Annotated in this window: 29 protein-coding genes, 1 tRNA gene and 1 pseudogene; 7 read left to right on the forward strand and 24 right to left on the reverse strand. The window is 55.2% G+C overall.

Features of this window, described 5'->3' with window-relative positions; genetic code table 11:
* Positions 1–10: 10 nt before the first annotated feature.
* The 8 genes from ectA to rpsF all read right to left on the reverse strand — a co-directional run bounded on the left by ectA (position 11) and on the right by rpsF (position 5,357).
* Complete coding sequence (ectA, locus tag H4Q31_RS13005) at positions 11–523, reverse strand: diaminobutyrate acetyltransferase (protein WP_185179495.1); 513 nt, start codon at positions 521–523, stop codon at positions 11–13.
* A complete protein-coding gene (gene ehuA / locus H4Q31_RS13010) occupies positions 520–1,362 on the reverse strand; it encodes an ectoine/hydroxyectoine ABC transporter ATP-binding protein EhuA (RefSeq protein WP_221626834.1) in 843 nt (280 codons plus the stop codon). Before ehuA ends, ectA begins: the two co-directional genes overlap by 4 nt.
* A complete protein-coding gene (gene ehuD, locus H4Q31_RS13015; RefSeq protein WP_185179496.1) occupies positions 1,352–2,032 on the reverse strand; it encodes an ectoine/hydroxyectoine ABC transporter permease subunit EhuD in 681 nt (226 codons plus the stop codon). Before ehuD ends, ehuA begins: the two co-directional genes overlap by 11 nt.
* Before the next feature lies 1 nt (position 2,033).
* The gene (ehuC, locus tag H4Q31_RS13020) at positions 2,034–2,672 is read right to left on the reverse strand and encodes an ectoine/hydroxyectoine ABC transporter permease subunit EhuC (RefSeq protein ID WP_185179497.1); all 639 of its coding nucleotides are present in this window, start codon (positions 2,670–2,672) and stop codon (positions 2,034–2,036) included.
* Positions 2,673–2,684: 12 nt separating this feature from the next.
* A complete protein-coding gene (gene ehuB, locus H4Q31_RS13025; RefSeq protein ID WP_185179498.1) occupies positions 2,685–3,605 on the reverse strand; it encodes an ectoine/hydroxyectoine ABC transporter substrate-binding protein EhuB in 921 nt (306 codons plus the stop codon).
* 526 nt (positions 3,606–4,131) lie between these two features.
* A complete protein-coding gene (rpsR, locus tag H4Q31_RS13030; protein WP_185179499.1) occupies positions 4,132–4,458 on the reverse strand; it encodes a 30S ribosomal protein S18 in 327 nt (108 codons plus the stop codon).
* Positions 4,459–4,480: 22 nt separating this feature from the next.
* Positions 4,481–4,999, reverse strand: coding sequence for a single-stranded DNA-binding protein (gene ssb, locus H4Q31_RS13035; protein WP_185179500.1), 519 nt, complete (start codon positions 4,997–4,999; stop codon positions 4,481–4,483).
* Between the two features lie 70 nt (positions 5,000–5,069).
* Positions 5,070–5,357 carry a 30S ribosomal protein S6 gene (rpsF, locus tag H4Q31_RS13040; protein ID WP_185179501.1) on the reverse strand — a complete coding sequence of 96 codons (288 nt, stop codon included), beginning with the start codon at positions 5,355–5,357 and terminating at the stop codon, positions 5,070–5,072.
* Between the two features lie 270 nt (positions 5,358–5,627).
* Between rpsF and H4Q31_RS13045 the strand changes: the two genes are divergently transcribed.
* A complete protein-coding gene (locus H4Q31_RS13045) occupies positions 5,628–5,816 on the forward strand; it encodes a YjzC family protein (RefSeq protein ID WP_185179502.1) in 189 nt (62 codons plus the stop codon).
* Between the two features lie 416 nt (positions 5,817–6,232).
* On the opposite strand, the gene H4Q31_RS13050 is transcribed toward H4Q31_RS13045, so the two are convergent.
* The 4 genes from H4Q31_RS13050 to H4Q31_RS13065 form a co-directional block, all read right to left on the reverse strand.
* Positions 6,233–6,323, reverse strand: a tRNA-Ser gene (locus H4Q31_RS13050).
* 159 nt (positions 6,324–6,482) lie between these two features.
* Entirely contained in the window at positions 6,483–6,728 is a 246-nt protein-coding gene (locus H4Q31_RS13055) for a DUF951 domain-containing protein (RefSeq protein WP_185179503.1), read from the reverse strand.
* A gap of 7 nt (positions 6,729–6,735) precedes the next feature.
* Positions 6,736–7,653 (reverse strand): mechanosensitive ion channel family protein, encoded by a 918-nt coding sequence (locus H4Q31_RS13060; RefSeq protein WP_245347486.1) that lies wholly within the window; start codon positions 7,651–7,653, stop codon positions 6,736–6,738.
* Positions 7,654–7,673: 20 nt separating this feature from the next.
* The gene (locus tag H4Q31_RS13065) at positions 7,674–7,922 is read right to left on the reverse strand and encodes a putative Se/S carrier protein (RefSeq protein WP_185179504.1); all 249 of its coding nucleotides are present in this window, start codon (positions 7,920–7,922) and stop codon (positions 7,674–7,676) included.
* Between the two features lie 167 nt (positions 7,923–8,089).
* Here H4Q31_RS13065 and yyaC point away from each other — a divergent pair, with 167 nt between their 5' ends.
* On the forward strand, positions 8,090–8,707 hold the full coding sequence (yyaC, locus tag H4Q31_RS13070; protein WP_185179505.1) for a spore protease YyaC: 618 nt from the start codon (positions 8,090–8,092) through the stop codon (positions 8,705–8,707).
* Here the strand turns inward: yyaC and H4Q31_RS13075 are convergent.
* The 12 genes and pseudogenes from H4Q31_RS13075 to rpmH form a co-directional block, all read right to left on the reverse strand.
* Positions 8,682–9,173: a DUF4446 family protein gene (locus H4Q31_RS13075; RefSeq protein ID WP_185179506.1), complete on the reverse strand. Its 492-nt coding sequence runs from the start codon at positions 9,171–9,173 to the stop codon at positions 8,682–8,684. The two genes, yyaC and H4Q31_RS13075, sit on opposite strands and share 26 nt — an antisense overlap.
* A gap of 50 nt (positions 9,174–9,223) precedes the next feature.
* Positions 9,224–10,396: an aminotransferase class V-fold PLP-dependent enzyme gene (locus tag H4Q31_RS13080; protein WP_376698244.1), complete on the reverse strand. Its 1,173-nt coding sequence runs from the start codon at positions 10,394–10,396 to the stop codon at positions 9,224–9,226.
* A gap of 99 nt (positions 10,397–10,495) precedes the next feature.
* Positions 10,496–11,347, reverse strand: a complete 852-nt coding sequence (locus H4Q31_RS13085; RefSeq protein ID WP_185179507.1) for a ParB/RepB/Spo0J family partition protein — start codon at positions 11,345–11,347, stop codon at positions 10,496–10,498.
* Positions 11,328–12,101, reverse strand: a complete 774-nt coding sequence (locus tag H4Q31_RS13090) for a ParA family protein (RefSeq protein ID WP_185179508.1) — start codon at positions 12,099–12,101, stop codon at positions 11,328–11,330. The genes H4Q31_RS13085 and H4Q31_RS13090 overlap by 20 nt, the downstream gene beginning before the upstream one ends.
* Positions 12,102–12,218: 117 nt before the next feature.
* A complete protein-coding gene (gene noc, locus H4Q31_RS13095; protein WP_185179509.1) occupies positions 12,219–13,037 on the reverse strand; it encodes a nucleoid occlusion protein in 819 nt (272 codons plus the stop codon).
* Between the two features lie 234 nt (positions 13,038–13,271).
* A complete protein-coding gene (gene rsmG / locus H4Q31_RS13100; RefSeq protein ID WP_185179510.1) occupies positions 13,272–13,997 on the reverse strand; it encodes a 16S rRNA (guanine(527)-N(7))-methyltransferase RsmG in 726 nt (241 codons plus the stop codon).
* Between the two features lies 1 nt (position 13,998).
* On the reverse strand, positions 13,999–15,897 hold the full coding sequence (gene mnmG, locus H4Q31_RS13105) for a tRNA uridine-5-carboxymethylaminomethyl(34) synthesis enzyme MnmG (RefSeq protein ID WP_185179511.1): 1,899 nt from the start codon (positions 15,895–15,897) through the stop codon (positions 13,999–14,001).
* A gap of 52 nt (positions 15,898–15,949) precedes the next feature.
* The gene (mnmE, locus tag H4Q31_RS13110; RefSeq protein WP_185179512.1) at positions 15,950–17,326 is read right to left on the reverse strand and encodes a tRNA uridine-5-carboxymethylaminomethyl(34) synthesis GTPase MnmE; all 1,377 of its coding nucleotides are present in this window, start codon (positions 17,324–17,326) and stop codon (positions 15,950–15,952) included.
* Positions 17,327–17,470: 144 nt separating this feature from the next.
* Entirely contained in the window at positions 17,471–18,088 is a 618-nt protein-coding gene (gene jag, locus H4Q31_RS13115) for an RNA-binding cell elongation regulator Jag/EloR (protein ID WP_185179513.1), read from the reverse strand.
* On the reverse strand, positions 18,015–18,821 hold the full coding sequence (locus tag H4Q31_RS13120; protein ID WP_185179529.1) for a YidC/Oxa1 family membrane protein insertase: 807 nt from the start codon (positions 18,819–18,821) through the stop codon (positions 18,015–18,017). The genes jag and H4Q31_RS13120 overlap by 74 nt, the downstream gene beginning before the upstream one ends.
* A 247-nt stretch (positions 18,822–19,068) precedes the next feature.
* A pseudogene (rnpA, locus tag H4Q31_RS13125) lies at positions 19,069–19,410 on the reverse strand (ribonuclease P protein component); the annotation flags it as partial.
* An 86-nt stretch (positions 19,411–19,496) separates the two neighbouring features.
* On the reverse strand, positions 19,497–19,631 hold the full coding sequence (gene rpmH / locus H4Q31_RS13130) for a 50S ribosomal protein L34 (RefSeq protein WP_185179515.1): 135 nt from the start codon (positions 19,629–19,631) through the stop codon (positions 19,497–19,499).
* Between the two features lie 510 nt (positions 19,632–20,141).
* On the opposite strand from rpmH, the gene dnaA reads away from it, so the two are divergent.
* From dnaA to remB, 5 genes are all read left to right on the forward strand, one after another.
* Positions 20,142–21,494 (forward strand): chromosomal replication initiator protein DnaA, encoded by a 1,353-nt coding sequence (gene dnaA / locus H4Q31_RS13135; RefSeq protein ID WP_185179516.1) that lies wholly within the window; start codon positions 20,142–20,144, stop codon positions 21,492–21,494.
* Between the two features lie 180 nt (positions 21,495–21,674).
* Positions 21,675–22,814 (forward strand): DNA polymerase III subunit beta, encoded by a 1,140-nt coding sequence (gene dnaN, locus H4Q31_RS13140; RefSeq protein ID WP_185179517.1) that lies wholly within the window; start codon positions 21,675–21,677, stop codon positions 22,812–22,814.
* 11 nt (positions 22,815–22,825) lie between these two features.
* Entirely contained in the window at positions 22,826–23,041 is a 216-nt protein-coding gene (gene yaaA / locus H4Q31_RS13145) for a S4 domain-containing protein YaaA (protein ID WP_185179518.1), read from the forward strand.
* A 21-nt stretch (positions 23,042–23,062) separates the two neighbouring features.
* Complete coding sequence (gene recF, locus H4Q31_RS13150) at positions 23,063–24,181, forward strand: DNA replication/repair protein RecF (RefSeq protein ID WP_185179519.1); 1,119 nt, start codon at positions 23,063–23,065, stop codon at positions 24,179–24,181.
* Between the two features lie 22 nt (positions 24,182–24,203).
* Positions 24,204–24,452 (forward strand): extracellular matrix regulator RemB, encoded by a 249-nt coding sequence (gene remB, locus H4Q31_RS13155; RefSeq protein ID WP_185179520.1) that lies wholly within the window; start codon positions 24,204–24,206, stop codon positions 24,450–24,452.
* Positions 24,453–24,490 lie beyond the last annotated feature (38 nt).

The following is a 24,490-nucleotide window of genomic DNA, read 5'->3' on the forward strand; positions in this document are numbered from 1 at the left end:
CCTCCATTTCTTAGTCGCTCTCCAGGTCCCGTACGATCGGTCCGATCCGGAATAGCTCTTCTCGCTCATGATCCATCCCCGGGAAGTGGTCTTCCCGGAAGCCCTCCGTTACCGTCAGGGCCGTCCGAAGCGAGTCCGCCCACTTCTGGAACAGCCTCCGCGATGCCGAATTGCCAGGAGAGATCGTCGTCTCGACATAGCGCACGTCCAATTCGGCAGTCAGCTCGTTCAACATAGCCAAGGCGACTCCTCGTCCCCGGCAGGAAGCGTCCACCGCGACTTGCCAGATGAACAGTGTCTGGGGATCCGCAGGCATTCGGAAGCCCGTGATGAAGCCGACCTCCCGGCCGTCCTCCTTCCGCTCGGCGATGAGACAGGTATCGGAGAGCCACTTGCCCATCATGACGTATGCGTAGGGAGAATTCAGATCCAGCCGTCCGCTGTTGGCCGCCAGTCTCCACATTCGCTTGCCGTCCTCCGTCGTCGGGGATCGGAATCTCAAGCTGCCCAGATAGCTGCTCATTCGAGCCCCACCGCCGTCATGACGTCCGCGGAATCGCCGAAGTGCCTGCGGAATCGCGCGAGGAACAGCTTCAATCGTTCGCTTCGCGGATGTTCGAGAATTTGTTCCGGCGGGCCCTGCTCCACGATCCTGCCGCCATCGGTGAACAGGACGCGGTCCGCGATATCGCGGGCGAAGTCCATCTCGTGCGTGATCAGCATCATCGCCATCTCGCCTTCCGATGCGACATTCTTAATCACATCTAACACTTCGCCGACCAGCTCGGGGTCCAGCGCGGACGTTACCTCGTCGAACAGCATGATTCGCGGCTGCATCACTAGCGCTCTAGCGATCGCTACCCGCTGCTTCTGCCCGCCCGACAGCTGGGACGGATAATGATGCGTTCGATCCTTCAGACCGACCCGCTCCAGCATCTCGAGCGAACGGGCTTCGGCCTCCGCCTTGGGCAGCTTCTGCACATGAACCAGCGCCTCCATGACATTGCGGATAATATTCATGTGCGGGAACAGATTGAAGTGCTGGAACACCATGCCGATCTGCCCCCGAACCCGGTGCAGATGCTTCTCGTCCGCTTCGACGAGCTTGCCCTTCCGTTCCATGTGCCACAGCTGCTCTCCGTTCACTTCGATCGTGCCGGACGTTGGCTTCTCCAGCGTCATCAGCAGCCGAGCCAGCGTCGTCTTGCCCGATCCGCTCGGCCCGATCAGCGCGATCTTCTCGCCGGGCCGAATGTCCAGATCGATATGGTCCAGCACTTGATGATCGCCGTAGGCCTTCGAGATTCCCTTGTAGCGAACGATCGGCGGAGCGGACTCCTCGACTTTCCGTTTAACGTCCATGGGACGCAGCCCTCCTCTCCCTTCTGCCCAGATGAACCTCCAGCTTGCGAACAAGCCAAGCGGATGGATAGCTCATGATTAGGAATAGAATCCCGACCAGCGTGAAGGCTTCCAAATATCGGAATGATTGCGAGCCTATGTTCTTGGCCGTCGTCAACAATTCCACTAACGTAATGGCCGATAGAGTCGGCGTCTCCTTGAACATGACGATCAGGTAGTTGCCCATGACCGGAATCGTCGGCGGTACGGATTGCGGCAGCACGATTCGCAGCCAGGTATGCCCTCGGCTGAAGTTGAGCGCCCGGGAAGCTTCCCATTGCCCTCTCGGAACCGAATCAATGCCCGACCGGTACACCTCGGCCAAGTACGTGCTGTAATGGAGCCCTAGGCCAATGACCCCCGTCGTCATTGCCGACATGACAATGCCGAAGGACGGAAGCGCGTAGTAGTAGAAGAACAGCTGGATAATGAGCGGCGTGCAGCGGATGAATTCCGCGATTGCCGTGACGGGCCATGACAGCCAGCGCAGCTGCGAGCGTTTGGCCAAAGCCATGGGCAGTCCCAGCAGACAAGCCAGCACGAAGCCCTCCAGCGTCGCGGCCAAGGTAATGGGAATCGCACGCAGCAGTTCTGGCACGATGCTCCACGCATAGTTCCAATCCCACCACATTCTATCCCCTCCCTACGGCAGCTCTTCGCTCAAAGTAACGAATGAGCAAGACTAGCGCATAAGCGACCACGAAGTAGATCACCAGCATCCAGGCAAATATAAGAGATTGCTGCGAGATATTCGCCGACCGCAGAATCATGCCTTTGTAGGTGATGTCGGCCAGCGTAATCAGATAGACAAGAGAGGTGCCCTTCAGCAGTTCGATCTGCAGATTGCCGAACCCCGGCAGCATCATTCGCCACGCCTGCGGCAGAATGATCCGGCGCATTCGAAGCGGATACGTCATGTTAAGCGCAATAGACGCTTCCGTCTGTCCCTTTGGCACGGCCAGCAGGCAGCTCCGAACGACCTCCGAACCGTAAGCCCCGTAATTCAATCCGAGGGCGATAATCGCGGCAGCCATGGCGGACACGTTCACATGCATCGCCGGCAGCGCGAAGTACATCCAGAACAGCTGCACGAGCAGCGACGTCCCGCGGAATACCTCAACGTATACTAGCGTTATTCCTCGAACCACACGATACTTCGCTAGTCTGCCGAATCCGGCTAAGAACGCCATGAGGAAGGCCAACAATGTGCTGACGACCAATATCTCCAGATTAACCTTTAACCCTTCAAGCAGCGGCGTCACGAATTGCATGTCGGTCACCCGCTATTGGGACAGCTGATCTGCTGTCATATCTCCCGGAAGCTCCTGCTCCGTGAATCCGAAGGGCTTCAGAATCTCCAGCAGCTCGCCGGAATCCTTCAGCTTCTGCAGCTCCGCGTTGAACGCCTCGCGGAAGTCGTCGTCCTCTTGGCGGAATGCCGCCGCCCCATAGCCGCGAACGCTCACGCCATCGATAACAGGCTGCTCGAACTCCATGACCCGCTCGATCCCATCGTCCGCTGCGGATTCCAGCACCGCCTGCAGCGATGGACCCGTCATCGTGATCGCGTCCGCGCGTCCCGCCTGCAGCGCCGCGATTGCCGACGGCTGATCCGGCACCTGCACAATTTGGTCGTCTCCGACCCCTGAGCCCTTAAGATAGTCCAGCTCCACGGCGCCGGTCATCACCGCGATCTTGGCTTTCCCGTTATCCGCGATATCCTTGTAGCTGTGCAAGTCCAGCGGGTTGCCCTTCTTCACGGCAATCGCCTCACCGATGCTATACTCCGGATTGGCGAAGTCCACTTCCTTCGCGCGATCCGGATTGATGAACATCCCGGCCGTAATGATATCGAACCGATTGGCTTTGAGACCCGGAATCAGCGAACCGAATTCGGTCAGGACGCCGTCCATCTCCGGGATTCCCATATTAGCCAGCACCTTGCGCGCCACTTCCACCGCTTCGCCCGTTAGCTTCCCGTCCGCTGTCGCATAGGCGTACGGATTCTCGTTGGCGAACCCTACTTTGACATAACCCTCCCGTTGGGCTTTGGCTAGCGTCGTTTCCTTCTCCGGTTGCACGCTTGTATTCGTGCTGTTGCTAGCGCTCGCGTTAACGCCATTGTTCTCGTTCCCGCCTGAGCCGCATCCAACCATCAAAGTGAACAACACCAGGCAAAGTCCAGCGATGTACCATTTCCGCATTCTCGATCTCCCTTCCAATTAATAGTAAACTTCCGTGTAAGGTTAACATGAACTGGCCTATCGTTCACCCTTGATATGCCCCCCTCTCACTTGCTGAGGGGAAGTTACCCGGAATATCCTCCCATATCCTCCCACATACTCCTTAATCCTTCCATATACGTGCCGATAGGCGGCGTCAAAAAATCGCTTCCTATTAAGCGACGATGTGCATTGCTTCAAAAACATTCGAAAACTAATAATAATTCGCCTTATTTGAATGAAATTGAACGATTTCGGCTGTTTTCGACAAAAAAATATACAGAGAGAGCACCCTTCGGGCCTTCGGGGTGCTCTCTTTATTGCTTGCCCATTTACATCTTGGCCCATGCCGGCCGATATCCAAGATCAATTCGTCTGGACCTCGATGCTAAAGTATAGTATAGGCGGATCGATCGCCGATCTTGCCGATTATAATCGCATGATTTGCTAAAATATACAACAAAAAGCCTCTTCGGAAGAACCGAAGAGGCTTCTGTTTGAGCTTTGCTTACTCCGTCGTGTAAGGCAGCAGCGCCATTTGGCGCGCGCGCTTAACGGCAACAGTCAGCATACGCTGATATTTCGCCTTCGTGCCGGTTACGCGGCGCGGCAGGATCTTGCCACGCTCGCTGATGAACTTGCGGAGCAAGTCCAGATCCTTGTAATCGACATGCGAGATCTTGTTCACGGTGAAATAGCATACTTTGCGGCGCTTGTTGCGGCCGCGGCGGAACTTGCGAGGCTCGCGTTGCTCACGGCCTTCGCCGCCGCCCTCACGAGGTCCGCGAGGACCACGCTCAGCTGCTGCTGGAGCTGCTTGTTGTTGTTCGCTCATTTATTCTCCGTCCTTCCTGTGTTTAGAATGGCAAATCATCGTCCGATATATCGATCGGCTTGCCGTCATCGGCGAACGGGTCCACGTTGCTTCCGCTGCTGCGCGATCCGGAGCTTCGGCTTCCGCCTCCGCTGTAACCGCCGCCGCTTCCTCCGCTGAATCCGCCGCCTCCGAAGTCGTTCGATCCTTGTCCTTGCCCGCCGCCATCGCGGTTAGCAGATTCAAGGAATCGCACGTTGTCGGCGATCACTTCCGTTACGTAGATGCGGCGACCTTCGTTGTTCTCGTAGTTGCGCACTTGAATGCGCCCTTCCACGGCGGCCAGACGGCCCTTCCGAAGGTAATTCGCACAGGTCTCGGCCAATTGGCGCCAAGTGACGACAGGAATGAAGTCCGCCTCGCGTTCGCGTTCTCCTCCGTTATCGCGGGAGAAGGGGCGGTCGACAGCCAGCGTGAATTGGGCCACGGCTACGCCTGCAGGCGTATAACGAAGCTCAGGATCGCGGGTCAAGCGTCCGATCAGAATAACACGGTTCAACATGGTTGGTTCCCTCCCAACAATGACGACTCACGGCGGGCTACCCGCCGGGCTGCTGCGTTGTTCCCGTCGCTTAGGCGACAACGTCTCTAACGATCATGTGGCGAATGACTTCGTCCGTAATCTTCAGGACGCGTTCCAGCTCGTTCACGATCTCGCTAGATGCTTTGAATTGGACCAACACATACGTCCCTTCGCGGTGCTTGTTGATCTCGTAAGCAAGGCGGCGTTTGCCTTGAACATCTTGCTTCACGATCTCTCCGCCGTTCACGATGATGCCTTGGAATTTCTCCACGACAGCTTGAACGGTTTCTTGTTCCACGTCCGGACGGATGATGTACATCAACTCGTAGTTGCGCATCTTCCGTTCACCTCCTTTTGGTCTTTGGCCCCCCGTTTCTCATACCGCTGGACATGTCCATGCGGCCGAGGAGCAAGGAGTATGCTTCTTTATGGCATACCAATATACTTTAACACAGTTCGAAATACCGGTCAATGCAACACCGCTGCGGCTTGTCCTGCCAAATGATCCCCTGCTGACTGTCAGGCGGGAATTGACTTGCATAGCCGCGCGCCTTTTCCCAGACAATATCGAGGATTCCGCTCACGGTTAGCTTAGGGGGTGATCAGAATGGGAGAGCAGAGCGAATTCCAGCCCGGCCAGCGCGCGCCGAACGAAGGAGAATACATTGAGATCGGCGAAGCAGACTTCCACACGGGAATCAATAATCCGAAGCGCGTCTATCTGCATAAGGGCGAACGATTCCCGGAGACGTCCAATCACCGGCGCAAGTGGAAGAGATTTAACAATCACGGCTAACTTGATGTATAAGCAGCCGGATTCCGGGACATTCTAGATCTCGGCGACAAACAGAGAGGTGTGGTTCCATTGAACCCTGCAGGCAACAAGCCGAAGGAAGTGCCGTACCAAACGGAGTAGGAACGGAGGGTTGTGCCAAAGACACCAAGTCTGTAACACAACGGATCGAGAAGTAGTGACCCGTTAGACCGAAGCGCTGGAATGCTACAGCAACGTTAGGCAACGACTTCAACTCCCATTAATGTCGCCCGATAAGAACCCCGCGAGGGGTTCTTTCGCTTTATCTAGAGGCAATGCCGTTCACGTCTCGAGATCGTTCGGGTCATGACATTGGCGACTTCACGCCGGGGAATGCGCCATATTCACAAAAAAACCGATCCCTGTCATACAGGAATCGGTTGGACGTTTTTGTTCTATGGCGGAGAGGGTGGGATTCGAACCCACGCACGCCTTGCGACGCCTAGTTGATTTCGAGTCAACCCCCTTGGGCCTCTTGGGTACCTCTCCGCAGCAAGAAGTATCATATCACATTTGGGACGGGCTTGCAACAGATTCGCCCATTAATTGAGTATGCCTTTTTATTCCGCTATATTGCGATTGCGCCTTATCCGCCGCTATGACAGCCCCAAAGCTAGCTCCTCGCTCTAATCCGCCGTCTAAGGCGTCTTAAGCATCCGCCGAGCCCTCCGCTCCCCTTGCAGCCTCCGAGCCGCTATCCGGATTCGCCGACCGCAGCACCTTCTTCATGCTCTTCTCGAACTTGGCGCGCGGAAGCAGAATGCTATGCTTGCACTTGACGCACTTGATGCGGATGTCCATCCCCATGCGGATGACTTCCATCTCGTTCGTGCCGCACGGGTGCGGCTTCTTCATCTGCACGATATCGCCTAATTGGAATACCTTCGGCTCCATTCCGATCTCACCCTCCCGTCCGTTCCAGCGCCGGCGCGTACCGCGGATCTCCGGCCGCTTCCAGTCCCTTCTTCAGCTCCGCATACAGCCTCCGGGACAATAATGCCTGTGTATTCGGCCGGCAGACTGCCGTAATCCGCAGCACCACGTCTGATGCCGTTAGCGTCTGCACGCCAAGCAGCTCCGGAGTCCCAATGAGATTCAGATCCTCGAACTTTAGCAGCGTGCCGCGAATGCGGTCCATCGCCTCGTCTAACTGCTGGGTTGCCGCGATGGAGATGTCGACGACCGCCAGCGATTCGTTCACCGAGTAGTTGGTCACGTCGATGATCGAGCCGTTCGGGATGATAAATACCTCGCCCGTCCAGCTCTTCAGCCGGGTGGAGCGAAGGCCGATCATCTCCACCGTCCCTTTGAACTTGCCTGTCTCGATCACGTCGCCAACCGAGAAGTGATCCTCCAGGATAATGAAGAATCCCGAGATGATGTCCTTCACGAGGCTCTGTGCGCCGAAGCCGATCGCCAGACCGATCACGCCCGCCCCTGCCAGCAGCGGTGCCAGTTGAATATGGAACTCGCCAAGAATCAGCAAGATGACGATAAAGTTAAGTACATAGGATGCCGCATTCTTGAGCAGCTTGCCGACCGTTTGGACCCGGCGCGAGCGTAGCTTATAAAGCTTGGAAGACTTCGGATTGGCGAAGTGATCAATGAGACGATAGAGAATAACCTTCGCGATCCGGCTGAATAGGAAGATGAGAATGACCCTAATGGCGACATTAACGACAGCCACCCATGTCGATGGATCGTTCACCATGTCCCAGTAGTCGTTCGTTAAACTCTGCCAGAAGTTTAGATTATCCGCAATTGCGGTTTGAATCGTATCTCCTTCTAACAGCATCGATCGCAACTCTAGGAATCCCATGACACTGCCCTCCGTTATCTCTACAAGATTTGTTCGTACTGTCCCGGGCCGGCGATCCGGAACAAGCCGCGGATCTCCACCTTCTCCGAGACGATAACGCCTTGGACAGCCTCGAGCGCCTCTCCGGGGAATTCGATGGAGAGCGCGCAGCCCGCCGTTATCTCCTTAGGCGTCGGACGAATGTCGATATCCACCTCTGCGTATTCCAGCAGCATCTCCGCTCGAAGCGCCTGTTGTGTTGAATCGAAGGCAATCAAGCAGGCTTCCATTCGCTGCAGCCCCCTTCCAATTATCGGCCGCCCCTCTGCCCCATTACGTCTCTCTACCCGCCACGTCCTCTATCCATATCTCCGCAAGACTTGTGCCGCTAAGAGTATAAAAGAACGCTGCCATCCATATACTAGTAACATTCCTTGGGAGGAGGCGAAGCAGACGAATGAACGGCGCTTGGGAGAAGAAGTCCGGTTCGGCAGGAGACGCGGCCGCGCACTCTTTGAAAATCCCTTACAACGATCCTTCGGTCGCGAACCGGCTGGCCATGAGGCTTGAGAGCCACCTTGAACCGCTCCCCGCCTCTAGGCGCATCGCCGTCGTCTGCGTCGGCACTGACCGTTCGACCGGCGACTCGCTCGGGCCGTTGGTCGGCAGCTCATTGGCCCGTGAAGCCAATCCGCAATTCGACCTGTACGGGACGCTTGACGATCCCGTGCACGCCATGAATTTGACAGAGACACTACTGCGCATCTCGCGGAAAGCCGAGAACCCGTACATTATCGCTGTGGACGCTTGTCTCGGACAAGTATCCAGCGTCGGCTGCATCCAGTTCGGCATTGGGCCTGTCCGGCCCGGCGCGGGTGTCAACAAAGATCTGCCGCCCGTCGGCGATATTCATCTGACGGGCATTGTTAACGTGGGCGGATTCATGGAGTATTTCGTGCTGCAGAACACCCGGCTTAACCTGGTGATGAAGATGGCGGATATCATCTCTCAGAGCTTGCTGCTTGCCATCCGCAGCGCCCGCAGTCCAGCTATTCCTTTTGCGATGCCTGACTGATGGCGGTCTTCTCTTCCGGCGACAGCATGTAGGCGGATTGTCCCTTATCCAGCGGCTTCGCGTACAGGAACGTCTGTTCCCTTCCGTGTATGCCGGTGATGACCACACCGTCTTGCTCGTCGTTCACGATCGCCACCGAGAAGCTCAGATCGCTGCCGGAATCGGCGAACGCATTGAAACGATGTACGCCTACTCGCCCTTTGAGCGTAGTCAGGCGTTTTTCCTGTTTGGCGAGACGCTGCTCCTGCTCTTCGCTTCTGTCTTCCAACTCGCCAATCTTGTTATGAAGAGCAAGCAGAACGCCTTCCAGATCGGGCACCCCCGTCTCGCCGACAAGACGCTTGTGCGCCTTCTTCAGCTTGCTCAACTTGCCGGTAATCGCGACAACCCATATCAAAGCCACAATCGTTAATACGCCTTCGCCTGCGACAATTGCAAGCCAAACGTTATCGTCCAACCCGTTCATGCCTTCTCCCCCATGCTAGCCAATCTCTGTTGGTGCTGTCCCCTAAAAATTTATCGGATTCTGCGGTTTGTCTTCGCGATATCGCATACAGCGTCAATCAAGGATACGATTTCCGATTCGGTTGTAAAATATCCCGGACTCGCACGCACAGCGCCCGTGTCCGTCGTCCCCGCGCTCTCATGTCCGAGCGGCGTGCAATGATAGCCCGACCGAACGGCGATGCCATACTCGCGGTCGAGCAGGAACGCTGTCTCCGACGGATCCGCGCCGTCCAGCAAGAACGAGACGATCGCCGTCCGCTCCGTCTCCGGTCCCGGCCCGAGCAGCCGCAGGCCTGGCACCGCCCGCAAGCCCTCCATAAGCTGCACAGTAAGCGACCTCTCCCGCTGATGAATCCGCTGCGTCGTCTCCGCAAGAACGTACTTCACGCCTTCGGTTAGGCCCGCGACGCCGACCGTGTTCGGCGTTCCCGCCTCGTACCGGTCCGGCCGCACGATTGGCTGCTCCGTCGACTCCGAACTGCTCCCCGTCCCTCCGGAGAGGATCGGTTCCAATTCGATGTCTGGATGGATATACAAGCCTCCTGTGCCTTGCGGCCCCATAAGCCCTTTGTGGCCAGGGAAGGCGAGCAAGTCGATTCCCATCGCCTCGACGTCCAGCTCCAGCACACCGGCGCTCTGCGCAGCGTCGATCAGCAGCCTGACGCCTCTCTGCTTGGCGACCGCGCCGATCTCCTCAACCGGGTGAATCGTGCCGAGCAGATTCGAGCTGTGCGTCACGGCAACTAGCTTCGTCGAAGGCCGGAACGCTTCCCTTAGCTCGCTTAGATCAATCGTCCCCAGCCCGTTCGTCTTTAAATAAGTAACTTCGATTCCAATCTTTCTTCTCAGCGTCTCCAGCGGACGCCGGATGGAATTATGTTCAAGCATCGTCGTGATGACATGGTCTCCAGACTTCAGCCAGCCTAGCAATGCTAGATTCAGAGCGTGCGTCGTGTTCAGCGTGAACGCAATATCGTTCGGGTTCCGAACCCGGAACAGCTTGGCGAGCGCCTTGCGTCCTTCGAACAGCACTCGACTCGCCTTCACCGCCATCTCGTGACTCCCGCGTCCTGGATTGGCTGCCGCCTCACGCATGCACCTCTCCATTGCCTCGATCACTCCAGGCGGCTTCGGCCACGAAGTTGCTGCATTATCCATGTAGATAGGCGTTCTCATGTTCATCGGATTCCTCCGCTGCGTCGTCCTGACGCAAGGATAGCATACCTAAGTTTAATCCTTCCCCTGAAAGATTACAACTTGGGTATGCTATCGATCCGCTCCTTATGCGAGCGCTTTAAGAATCTCAAGCAGCCGCTCCAAATCGCCTTTGCCGAAGTAGGCAAATTCGATGCTGCCCTTATCTTTGTTCGGTTTAATCTTAACGGTCGTCTGGAATCTCTCGCGGAGCTCGCTCTCAATCGCCACGAGATAAGGATCGCGCTTCTCCGTCTTGTTCTTCGACTTCGCCTGCTTCCCTTTGGCCTCCGGCTGCTGAACCGCATCCTCCAGTTCGCGTACGCTCCAGCCGTTCGCTACTGTCAGCTTCGCCAGCTCTTTCTTCTTCGCATCGTCCTTAATGCCGGCTATCGCCCTCGCATGCCCCATTGATAATGTTCCACGTGAAACATAGTCTTTGATCTCCTCAGGCAGCGACAGCAACCGCAGGAAGTTGGCGATATGCGACCGTGACTTTCCTACCTTCAGGGACAATTCTTCTTGCGTTAAGGAGAATTGATCCATAATCGCTTGATAGGCAACCGCGATCTCGATCGCGTTCAGATCCTCACGCTGCACGTTCTCGATCAGCGCTATCTCCATCACCTGCTGATCGGTGTACGAACGCACGACAGCCGGGATCGTCGGATTCCCCAGCAACTGCGAAGCACGGAATCTCCGTTCCCCCGCGATAATCTCGAAGCCGCGCAGCGCCGTGCGAACGACGATCGGCTGAATGACGCCGTGCTCACGGATCGACTCCGCCAGTTCCTTAATCGCGTCGTCATCGAACGTCTTGCGAGGCTGATACGGATTGGCCCGCAGTTGGGCTAATGGAATCTCGACTACTTTATCATCTTCTTTAACAGATAAAGAAGTAATCAGTGCATCCAAACCTTTACCTAGCCGCTTGCTCATACGTCAGCACTTCCTTCGCCAGCTCGAGATAAACCTCGGCGCCTTTGGATTTGGGATCGTACGTGATGATCGATTGACCGTGGGAAGGCGCCTCGCTTAGCCGCACATTGCGCGGAATGACGGTCTGGTAGACCTTCTGTTGAAAATATTTCTTGACCTCTTCAATCACCTGAATGCCCAAATTCGTTCTCGCATCGAACATCGTTAACAGAACGCCTTCGATCTGAAGGGACGTATTCAGATGCTTCTGCACCAGCCGGATCGTATTCAGCAACTGGCTCAGTCCCTCCAACGCATAGAATTCACATTGAATCGGGATCAGAACAGAGTCCGCTGCCGTCAACGAATTAATCGTCAGCAGTCCAAGCGACGGCGGACAATCGATTAGAATATAATCGAATTCATTGCGAATCAATCCGAGCGACTTCTTCAGTCGAATCTCTCGGGAGATCGTCGGAACGAGCTCAATCTCGGCACCGGCCAACTGAATGGTGGCGGGGATCATCTTCAAATTCGGAAGCCCCGTCTCTACGATCGCTTGCTTCGGATGTACGTCGTTAATCAGAATGTCATAGATGCAATACTCAACATCCGCTTTACTGATCCCAATACCGCTTGTCGTGTTGCCTTGGGGATCAATGTCGACGATGAGCACCTTGCGCCCCAGCGTCGATAAGCAGGCGCCCAGATTGACGGCGGTAGTCGTCTTCCCGACACCACCCTTTTGGTTGGCAACCGCAATTATCTTAGACAAAACCCTTCACCTCATTGTTCGCTGCCTATACAGAATGCCTATAAATTCTACAACATCCGATAGGTTTTCTAAACCTCTTAAACACTGGAAACGAGGATTCGCCAGCGCTTCTGCCCGTTACTTCCGCTTTGGAATCTGAATGACGATCTCGATATGATCATCCATATCCCGTTCACTCGACTTGATCGGAATCCCCGATCCCGTCACCATATCGACAGACTGCCGAATCGTATTGATCGCCAGGCGAATATCCTTCGTGAACGACACCCGGCGCGTCTTCGGCTTCTTCGTCGCCTCTAAGAAGAAGGCGATCCGCGTCTCCGTCTGCTTGACGTTCAATTCCTTCTCGATAATCTCCTGCAAAATCTTGTTCTGCGTCTCCTCATCAGGCAAGGATAGCAATGCGCGCGCATGCCGCTCCGTAATCTTGCGCTCCAGCAGCGCGTTCTTCACTTCTTCCCCTAACTGCAACAGCCGAATCTTGTTGGCGATCGTCGACTGGCTCTTGCCGAGGCGTTGAGCCAGGCTCTCCTGCGTCAGTTGGTGAAGCTCCATCAGCTTATGATAGGCAACCGCCTCTTCGATCGCGGTCAGCCCTTCTCGCTGCAGATTCTCGATCAACGCAATAGATGCTGCCTGCGAATCATTGATCTCTCTAACGATGGCTGGAATTTGCTCCATCCCAAGCCGTGTCACCGCACGCCAACGGCGTTCGCCTGCGATGATCTCATGCTTGCCATTGCGAATGCGTACGACGATCGGTTGAATAACCCCGTGCGTCTTGATCGTCTGGCATAACTCTTCAATCCGTTCGTCGTCAAATACTGTACGCGGCTGATATGGGCTGGGTACGATGTCTGCAACCGAGATTTGTCTAACTTCCTCTTGACCGCCACGTTCCGATAAGCCAAAAATGCGCGACAACGGTTCTCTCATTTTCTCTGAACCACCACGTTCTTATATTGTTCAATCATGTGCCATTCGACGAAAAAGCGCCGCCAAACTACGCCGGCGGCGTATATGCGGCACGTCTCTTTGCTTTATCTATTAATATTCGCTGTCGAGGCTTCATTTCCTCCCCGTGAAAAAACTTTCATAAGCAAAAATGTTCCACGTGAAACATAATGGAGAGCATCGTCTCTATGTTTCACGTGGAACATTCCATACCTGCTAGATAAGAAGCGGCGTCTTTAAAGGCAGTCCCGCTTTGCGAGGATAAGCTTTAGGCGTCGGGCCGTTCTTGCGGAGTATGACAAGATGGCGTTCGGAATGCTCGAGCGGCAGCTCCAGCCGTTTCACTTCTTCTAGCTGGGCATTCAGCTTCTGAAGGCTAAATCGGCTCTCCTCAACCTCTTCCGTCACACCAGAACCCTTCATCGCTATGAAGCAACCGTCTGGCCGCGCGAACGGCAGGCAAAGCTCGTTCAGGCCTGCCAGCCGCGCTACCGCGCGGGCTGTTACGATCGCATAACGGTCGCGGTGCGCCGGAAGCCGGGCAATGTCTTCCGCCCTGCCGTGTATGTTCACGACATCATTAAGCTGCAGTTGCCCTGCTACCTCCTCCAAGAAGCGAATCCGCTTCGCCAGCGAATCAACGATTGTTAGTCGGAGGTGGGGAAATGCGATTTTCAGCGGCAATCCCGGGAAGCCCGCGCCAGAGCCGATATCGGCCAACGAATCGGCTCCCTTCATATCCACTGCGAGCGAGACCGTCAGCGAATCGTAGAAATGCTTCTCATACACCGCTTCCCGTTCCGTAATGCCCGTTAAATTCATCTTCTCGTTCCATTCGACCAGCAGCTTATAATAAGTCTCGAATTGATCCAACTGCCGCTCCGACAGCGCGATCCCGATCCCTTCCGCCTGCTGCTGGAACCATTGCTGTACGCTGTCCATGTTAACCCCCGCTCGCCGCCTTCGTCCGATTGAATTGCTCCAGATGAACGAGCAGAATCGACAAGTCGGACGGTGTAACGCCCGAGATTCGCGACGCTTGGCCTAGCGAGAGTGGACGAACCTTGTCGAGCTTCTGCTTCGCTTCTGTCGCAAGTCCGTGAATGATGCTGTAATCGATGTTTTCGGGGATACGCTTCTTCTCCATTTTCGCCAGTCGTTCGACTTGTTGGAGCTGCTTGTCGATATAACCCGCATACTTAATTTGAATCTCAACCTGTTCCTTTATATCATCCGTCAGTTCTACTGGTGAAGGCGAGAGCTTCTCCAGATCGGCATACGTGATCTCCGGCCGGCGAAGCAGCGTGACGCCATCCACCGTATTCTGAATTGGAGCGGATTCCCGAGAAGCGAGCAGACCCAGCACCTGCTCGTCCGGCTTGAACCTCGTCTCCTTCAAGCGCTCGATCTCCGCTTCAACCTTCGCCTTCTTCTCCAAGAACCGGGCGTAGCGTTCCTCCGGAATAAGCCCAATCGCATGACCAAGCGGCGTCAGCCGCAGATCGGCGTTGTCATGTCGAAGCAGCAGACGGTATTCAGCGCGGGAAGTGAGCAGACGGTAAGGCTCGTTCGTCCCCTTCGTCACGAGGTCGTCGATCATGACGCCGATGTAACCGGCCGAGCGCTCGATGATGACGGGCTCCTCGCCCTTCACCTTCCGGGCCGCATTAATGCCGGCCATGATGCCTTGGCCCGCCGCTTCCTCATAACCGGAAGTGCCGTTGATTTGACCCGCTGTGAACAGGCCGGACACGATCTTCGTCTCCAGAGACGGCCATAGCTGCGTCGGCACGACAGCATCGTACTCGATCGCGTAGCCGGTACGCATCATCTCCACCTTTTCCAGACCCGGAATCGAACGAAGAATATTCAATTGCACATCCTCCGGCATACTCGTGGACAGTCCTTGGACGTAATACTCCTTCGTATTCCGGCCCTCCGGCTCCAGGAAGATCTGGTGCTTCGGCTTATCCGCGAAGCGGACGATCTTATCCTCGATCGACGGGCAATAGCGCGGTCCCGTTCCTTCGATCTGGCCGGAGAACATCGGCGCGCGATGCAGGTTATCGTTGATAATCTTGTGCGTCTCCTCCGACGTATACGTCAGCCAGCAAGGAATCTGATCGTTCGCTTGCTCCGCATAGATCGTCTCGAATGAGAAATATTTCGGATTGTCGTCGCCCGGCTGAATCTCCGTCTTGCTGAAGTCGATCGTATCCTGATGCACGCGAGGAGGCGTGCCCGTCTTGAAGCGCGCCAGCTCCAGTCCGATTCGGCGCAGCGTCTCGGACAGTTTAATGGACGGCTGCTGGTTGTTCGGTCCGCTCTCGTACATCAGCTCGCCAATGATGACTTTGCCGCGCAGATAAGTGCCGGTCGTCAGCACGACAGCCTTCGCCCGGTATTCCGCGCCCGTCTTCGTAATGACGCCTCTGCACACGCCATCCTCAACGATGAGATCCTCGGCCATCCCCTGGCGCAGCGTCAGGTGCTCCGTCTTCTCAATCGTCTCCTTCATCGTATGCTGATACAAGAACTTATCCGCCTGCGCGCGCAGCGCATGAACCGCCGGACCCTTGCCCGTGTTCAGCATCCGCATCTGAATGAACGTCTTGTCGATGTTGCGTCCCATCTCGCCGCCGAGCGCATCAATCTCGCGTACAACATGGCCCTTCGCCGGACCGCCGATCGACGGATTGCACGGCATGAACGCCACCATATCCAAGTTTATCGTCAGCAGCAGCGTCTCGCAGCCCATTCGAGCCGAAGCGAGCGCAGCCTCGCAGCCTGCATGGCCCGCGCCGATGACGATTACATCATAGTCGCCTCCAAGATACCCCATACCCGTATATTCCCTCCTCATCGCGACTCCCGCCGCGCCTTTGCTTCCTCTTTTATTTCCCCAGACAGAATTGGGAGAAAATTTGGTCCAGCAGCGATTCCGAAGCGGTATCGCCGACAATCTCGCCAAGCCTCTCCCACGCCGAAGCCAGATCGATCTGAATGAGATCGATCGGAATGCCTTCATCGGATGACGCCATCGCATCCTTCAGCGATTGGCCGGCTTGATGAAGCAGAGCTATGTGTCTCGCATTGCTGACATACGTCAGGTCCTCGCTCTCGATCCCTCCGCCGAAGAACAGCTTCGATACGGCCTTCTCCAGCGCCTCAATCCCCGCGCCTTCCTTCGCCGAGATGCGAACGATCCGATCCTCATCGAACCGCTTCCTCACCTCATCCAGCTCCAAGTCACCAGCCAAGTCCATCTTGTTCACTACGACGATGGCCGGCCGATCCGCCAGCTCCTCCAGCAGCTGCCGTTCGTCCTCGTGCAGCGGTTCCGCATGGTTCAGCACCAGCAGGATCAAATCTGCTTCATTCAGCGCTCCGCGCGAGCGCTCCACGCCGATTCGCTCCACGACGTCGCTCGTCTCCCGGATGCCCGCCGTATCGAGCAGTCGCAGCGGAATGCCGGCGAGCGACACTGTCTCTTCGATAATATCGCGCGTCGTGCCCGGAATATCGGTCACGATCGCTTTGTTCTCCTGCGCCAGCGCGTTCAGCAGCGACGACTTGCCGGCATTCGGCCGGCCGACGATCGCCGTCACGATACCCTCTCGCAATATTTTGCCTTCCGCCGCCGTTTTTAGCAGCTCCTCTACCGTCTTCAGCGCTTCTCCGCACGTCTCCTTAATGGAAGCGGCCGTCATATCGGCCACATCATGCTCCGGATAGTCGATATTCACTTCGACATGCGCGAGCAATTCCAACAGCTTCTGCCTTAGCGGCACGATCCGCTTCGACAATGCGCCTTCCGACTGCTTCTGCGCAATTTGGAATGCCCGGTTCGACTTTGAACGAATCAAGTCGATGACTGCTTCCGCCTGCGCTAGATCGATCCGGCCGTTGAGGAACGCCCGCTTCGTGAATTCGCCTGGCTCCGCCATCCGAATGCCGCTTCGCAGCACCAGCTCCAGCACCGCCTGAACAGCCACGATCCCGCCGTGCGTGCTGATCTCCACCACATCTTCGGCCGTGAACGAACGCGGCCCCTTCATCACCGTCACCAGCACTTCATCGAGCACGGCGCCGTTCACCGGGTCAACCATCCATCCGTAATTCACCGTATGCGTTGGCGCCTGGCGCAGATCGGTCTTCGACCGGAACAGCGGAGCGATCTTCTCCACCGCCTCCGGACCGCTGATCCGAACGACCGCGATGCTGCCTTCACCCAGCGCTGTCGCCACCGCCGCAATTGTATCTTCCGTCATGGTGCTCCCTCTTTTTTCTACCATATATTCATCATCCCGCGCCCATTCAACATTCAACAACCATCGCCATCGTCACTTCTCTAGATATGCAAAAAACGCAATGACCCGCGAAACTTGCGGGAGCCATTGCGTGATTGCGACAAATTACTTCAGGGCAATGACGATCGAGCGGTGCGGTTCATCGCCTTGGCTGTAGGTCTTCACTTGCGGATGCGTCTGCAAGCGCGCATGAATAATCTTCCGCTCCTGTGAAGACATCGGCTCCAGCACGACTTCCTTCCTCGTTCGAACGACGCGCCCCGCCATCCGATCCGACAGCGACTCCAGCGTCTGCCGTCGGCGCTCGCGGAATTGCTCCGCATCCAGCACGATTCTCAGATGCCGGTCGGAATGGCGATTCGCCACGATGTTTACCAGGTATTGCAAGGAATCGAGGGTTTGTCCCCTTCGTCCTATCAAGATGCCCAGATCGCCGCCGGTCATATGAAGCAATAATTGCTCGCGGTCACTCTTGCGGTCGATCTGAACCTGCAGCCCCATCGCTTCGGTCACTTCGCGAAGGAAGTTCACCGCCTCTTCCTCGCCATCGGGAAGCAGTTCAATCTCAACCTTCGCATTCTTCGCTCCGATCAGGCCGAACAATCCTTTGCTCGGCTGCTCGAGAACGGATACGGTCACGCGATCCTGATCAACGCCGAGTTGACTTAGCCCGTTTCTTACCGCTTCCTCCACTGTTCTTCCGATTGCCACCAGCTTTTTCATTGGATATGGCCTCCTTGCCTGTACCTTCCGGTTTCGGCGAACGTCCATACATGAAATAGTTCTGTACAATGGTGTAAATGTTCGTGTAAATCCAGTAGAGAGGCAGCGCCGCCGGGAACGAGAGCGCCATGACGAAGATCAGGATCGGGAAGACGAACATAAGCGCCTTCATCGGCCCCATCTGCGAATTAGGCTGCATCTTGATCATCATGTACGACTGCACGAAAGTCGTAATCGCCGCAATGATGGGCAGTATATGATAATGATCGGGTTCGCCAAGCTTTAGCCACAAGAAGGAGTGCGTGCTGACATCCACGTTAACCGTAATCGAACGGTACAACGCGATAAAGATCGGCATCTGAATAATGAGCGGAAGACAGCCGGCCAGCGGATTGACTTGATGCTCCTGGTAGAGCTTCATCATCTCTTCCTGCTGTTTGCGGGGATCTTCCTTGTGCTTCTCCCGAATCTTCGCCATCTCAGGCTGCAGCTTCTGCATCGCCTTAGAGTTCTTAAATTGTTTGATGCTAAGCGGAAGAATGATCGTTCTGACGATGATCGTAAGGACGAGAATCGCCAGTCCATATTCACCGTTAAACCAATCTGCGAATTTCTCAAGCATCAGCGAGAACCAGTAGACGATATTGCTGTCCCACCAGCCGCCTTCCGTCCGCATCTCCTCTGGCGTCCACTTCGGCGTATTAGCAGAAGTACACCCGGATAACAGCACCATTACCGTAGTCAGAAGACCCAGTAACAACCATAACTTGCGATTGCGCAACAGCGTCACACCCAAACTCCTCTCTAGCCGTAAAAAAGCGTTTTGTTTACGTTTGCAAACCCGTTTAACTCATTGGCTGCTTGTCCAAGTCAACTATACCATAATATTATAAGCAAATAAATGCGCGCGGCAATGCCCCCGCCGACTTCGGACGACCGCCCCCGGGGCCCCTCTTGCCAGGGGACCGATCGGACGGATTCGAGCCCTTCAGCAGGCCGGCTTTGCGCAGCACATGAAGCACGCTCCGCTCCATCTCTATATAAGGAAGCGTTAGCGCCGGTTTGCGCACAATGAGGATCAGATCGATCCCCTCGTTCAGCTTGTGCGCATTGTGCCGAACGATCTCCTTCAGCATTCGGCGCAGCCGATTGCGCACGACCGCGCCGCCGAGCTTGCTGCTGGCTGATATGCCTAGGCGGAATTGCTCGGTCTGCGGGTACTTCCGCCAGTAGACGACGAACTGCGAATTGGCGAACGAACGCCCATGCCGGTAGATCCGGCTGAAATCCTCTCTATTGCGAAGGCGCAGCTTCCTCTGCATCCGGCACCATCCTTGCATCCACCATCATCATTCTCATTGTTGCCCCTTAATAAAGAAAAAAGACCACCATCGTGGTCTCTTTATCTTTAAGCGGACAGCACTTTACGTCCCTTTTGACGGCGAGCCTTCAGAACTCTACGTCCGTTCTTCGAGCTCATGCGGCTGCGGAATCCATGAACCTTCTTGCGCTTGCTTACATTCGGTTTAAATGTAGGACCCACTGTTCAAACCCCCTAACTCTTTAAAACTCAGGTCCTCTTATTTAAGCATAGCATTGCCCAAAAGTCAACGAAGTCTATCCGATCCGCCGGCTAGGAAAAGCTGGGGACAACACCTTCGCGTTCTCCCGACATTATTCACATGTGAATAAAATATTGACGGAAATTCAGATATGCTGGAGCCTTGTCGAATTGTCGCACAATTTATCAACAATATCTAGTGTTGTGCACAATTCTAGTCCACAAGTTCTTGAATTTGTGGATAACGGGGCTAAATCCGTTGAATTCAGCGGGTTCATCTGCTATGATTAGAACGATCTTTTCCAGTGGATATCCTCCAAACGGATGCATTTTATTAACAGGCTGTGTATAACTTTGTGAACAACGCCCTCTTTTAGTGGACAGTCCCATAAAGAATTCAGGGAATTATGTGGATAACTTGTCGTCGTTGCACATTTCGACAATTCCGCCGCCCCTGTTCCGCCTGAATGGGTTTAAAGGAGTGACTTTCAGATGGACAGCCGCAGCAGCGAGATCTGGCAGCAGGTATTGTCGGTCATCCAAACCAAATTAAGCAAACCTAGTTACGATACCTGGTTCAAAGCAACCAAAGCTTCTTTTCTTGATGAAGACTCGGTCATTGTAACCGCTCCCACAATGTTTGCTGCCGAATGGCTGGAGACCCGATATACGAAGCTGGTGTCAACTGCGCTTTCCGATTATTTAGGCCGATCGGTGAACGTCAAATTCGCCATTGAAGAAGCTCGTCCTGCGGAGTTCCCGACTCCGGCTGCGCCCGTTCCGGTCGTCAAGCCGGCCGCTCCCGAGGAGAGCGTCTCCCATATGCTCAACCCGAAGTATACGTTCGACACGTTCGTCATCGGCGCAGGCAACCGGTTCGCCCATGCGGCGTCGCTAGCCGTAGCCGAAGCGCCGGCCAAAGCCTACAATCCGCTGTTCTTGTACGGCGGCGTCGGGCTTGGCAAGACTCACCTAATGCACGCGATCGGACACTATATTCTCGAGCACAACCCCGATACGAAGGTTCTGTATATTTCCTCCGAGAAATTTACGAACGAGTTCATCAACGCCATTCGCGATAATCGCGGCGAGAGCTTCCGTAATAAGTATCGCAATATCGACGTCCTGCTCATCGACGATATTCAGTTCCTAGCCGGCAAGGACGGAACGCAGGAAGAATTCTTCCATACGTTCAACGCATTGCACGAAGAACACAAGCAGATTATTATCTCCAGCGACCGCACGCCGAAGGAGATTCCAACGCTGGAGGAACGGCTGAGATCCCGGTTCGAATGGGGCCTCATTACCGATATTCAACCGCCGGATCTGGAGACGCGGATTGCGATTCTCCGGAAGAAAGCGAAGGCGGAGAACCTCGATATACCGAACGAAGCGATGGTCTACATCGCCAACATGATCGATTCGAACATTCGCGAGCTGGAAGGCGCCTTGATCCGGATCGTCGCCTATTCCTCGCTGACGAACCAAGATGTCTCGACGCATCTGGCGGCCGAAGCGCTCAAGGATATCCTGCCGACTGGACGCAACAGGCTGATCACCATCCAAGATATCCAGCAGCGGGTCGGCGAGTTCTATGGGCTTAAGCTGGAGGACTTCAAAGCGCGCAAACGGACCAAAGCAGTCGCTTATCCGCGCCAAATCGCCATGTATCTCTCCCGGGAGCTAACCGACTATTCCCTGCCGAAGATTGGCGAAGCATTCGGCGGACGCGACCATACGACAGTCATCCACGCGCATGAGAAGATCACGCAGCAGCTCAAGCAGGACCAAGAGCTCTACAAGATCATTCAGAACTTGACGGAGAAAATCAAAAATCTGACTTAAACAGCGCAAACCGCCGTTATCCACGGAGGATAAACGCAAAGCCTATGCACAAAGCATGCACATGTGGATAGGCTTTCGTTTTCTCGCTTTTTGGGACTTATCCACATATCCACCGTCCCTACTACTACTTCTTTAAGATTTAAAGCTAATACTATAAGGTGTATTCGACGAGGTGAGCCCATGAAACTGACGATATCCCGCAACGATTTGAACGAGGCCGTTCAGCATGTAGCCAAAGCGGTGTCGGCGCGGACAACAATCCCGATCTTGAGCGGAATCAAGATCGAAACCAGTGAGCTTGGCGTAACGATGACGGCAAGCGACACCGACATTTCGATCCAAAGCTTCATTCCCCTCGAGACAGCCGACAAGCGGATCGTCACGATCCATCGCGGCGGAAGCGTAGTGCTACCTGCCAAGTTTTTCGTAGAGATTATTCGTAAATTGCCTAACGATGAAGTTCATCTGGAGGTTGGCGAGCGATTCCAGACGCAGATCACGTCGGGATCGATCGATATTGAGCTTGTAGGCTTGGATCCTGAGGAATTCCCAGTTCTTCCTCACTTGGAAGAAGATCGGATGTTCTCGATTCCCGGCGATCTGCTGAAGTCGATGATTCGCCAGACGGTATTCTCCGTCTCCACCAATGAATCGACTCCGATTCTGACTGGCGTTCTCTGGAGCCTGCAGGACGGTGTCTTCAAGTTCGTCGCGACGGACCGGCACCGGCTGGCTACTTGCCAGATCAAGTCGGACGCCGGCGACCAGCTTCGCTTCTCGAATGTCGTCATCTCCGGCAAGACGCTGAACGAGCTGTCAAAGATCATTCCGGACCAGAACCTACTTGTCGACATCGTCGTAGCGGACAACCAGGTACTGTTTAAGCTGGGCAACGTTCTGTTCTTCAGCCGCATGCTGGACGGCACATTCCCGGACACTACTAAGATTATTCCGACAAGCTTCCGGACAGAACTGATTCTGAATACTAAAGCGCTAAGCGACGCGATCGACCGCGCTTATCTGCTCTCCCGCGAAGAGAAGACGAACATCGTTCGCCTCTCCACCACCGAATCCGGCAGCGTTGAGATCTCTTCGAGCTCATCTGAATTGGGCCGGGTGCAGGAGCAGCTCGAAGTGGCAGAGCTCCGCGGCGAGCAGCTGCGCATCGCGTTTAACTCTAAATATATGCTTGACGTGCTGAAGGTCGTGGACAGCGAGCAGCTGTTCATCGGCTTCACGGGCGCGATGAGTCCGATTATTATTAAGCCGGATCACGAGAACAGCCTTCATCTCATTCTTCCTTATCGAACGACGAACTGAGGTGAATTGAAGTGAGAGAAGTGGCAATCTCGACCGAGTACATCACACTGGGGCAAGTGCTTAAGCTGGCCGACGTCGTCGGTTCCGGCGGCGAAGTGAAGGCCTTCCTGCAAGAGGCCAGCGTGAAGGTGAACGGAGAGCCGGAGAATCGCCGCGGCCGCAAGCTTGTGCCTGGCGATACCGTCGACGTGACCGGCTTCGGGACAATCGTCGTGAAGGCCCGTTAAATTCGGGAAAGGAAACCGAACATGCAGCTGAAACGGTTAGAGCTTCAGGGCTACCGCAATTACGAGCAGGTGACGCTGGAGACCGGAGCCGGCGTCAATATCTTGATCGGGCCGAATGCGCAAGGCAAGACCAATCTGCTCGAAGCGATCCATGTTCTGGCGCTCACGAAGTCGCACCGGACTTCGAAGGACAAGGAACTAATCGGCTGGAACGAGCCTTCCGCCCGAATCCGTGCGGAGCTCGAACGCAAGCTGGGGCCGGTGACGCTCGAACTGCAAATAACCAGCCAAGGCAAACGGGCGAAGGTGAACGGACTTGAACAACGGAAGCTGAGCGGGTTCGTCGGCACGGTGAATGTTGTGCTGTTCGCGCCGGAAGATTTGGATATCGTTAAGGGAGCGCCGGGCGTGCGCCGCCGGTTCATGGACATGGAGATCGGTCAGGTGCACCCCGGTTATTTGTACGATTCGCAGCAGTATCAACGCATCATGCATCAGCGCAACAACTACTTGAAGTCGACCGATTCTGCCCGCGCATCGCAAGAGATGCTGGATATTTGGAATGAGCAGTTGGCTGCCTCTGGTGTTAAAATGATGCAGAGAAGGCAAAACTTTATTCTAAAGCTGCAGCAATGGGCTGAGAAAATCCACGAAGGCATTACCAACGGAACCGAACAATTATCCGTTGAGTATCGGCCTTCGTTCGATATCGGGCTTGGCAGCCATTCCCAAGATGAATCTTCTTTATTTGATCAATTTATGTTAAAGTTAACACAGGGAAGAGAGCAGGAATTCCGTCGAGGAACGACGTTAACAGGTCCTCATCGGGATGATTTGTCTTTCTTCATCAACGGCAAAGACGTTCAATCGTTCGGCTCTCAGGGGCAGCAGCGCACGACCGCTCTGTCACTGAAGCTAGCGGAGCTCGAGCTGATGCGGGAAGAGATCGGAGAGTATCCGCTGCTGCTGCTCGATGACGTATTGTCGGAGTTAGACCAAATGCGGCAGACGCAGCTCATCGAGACGTTCCAGAGCCGGGTGCAGACGTTCATCACGACGACTGGTCTGGAGAGCGTCAATATGAGCCGTTTGAAGGATGCCGCGGTCTATCACGTCCGGCAGGGAACAGTGCTGCCGTAGGAGACGGCACGGGAGGCACGCCATGTATATTCATCTCGGAGGAGAGAAGATCATTCGAACCTCGCAGGTTGTGGCCATCTTTGATATATCCATCGAGCAATCTTCCAAGCTCTCGCGGCAATTCGTGGCGGAAGCCCGCAAGAACCGCGAGGTGGAGACGATTGGCGAAGAAGATTCCAAATCGATCGTTGTTACGGATGAACGCATCTATTACTCGCCCATTTCCTCTTCGACGTTAAAGAAAAGGGCACATCATCTGATCGATCTATAGCGGAAGGGTGCGGCTCATGGGCTCCAATCGCCAAGCCG

It is taken from the genome of Cohnella lubricantis, from assembly GCF_014212015.1.
Lineage (GTDB): Bacteria > Bacillota > Bacilli > Paenibacillales > Paenibacillaceae > Cohnella > Cohnella lubricantis.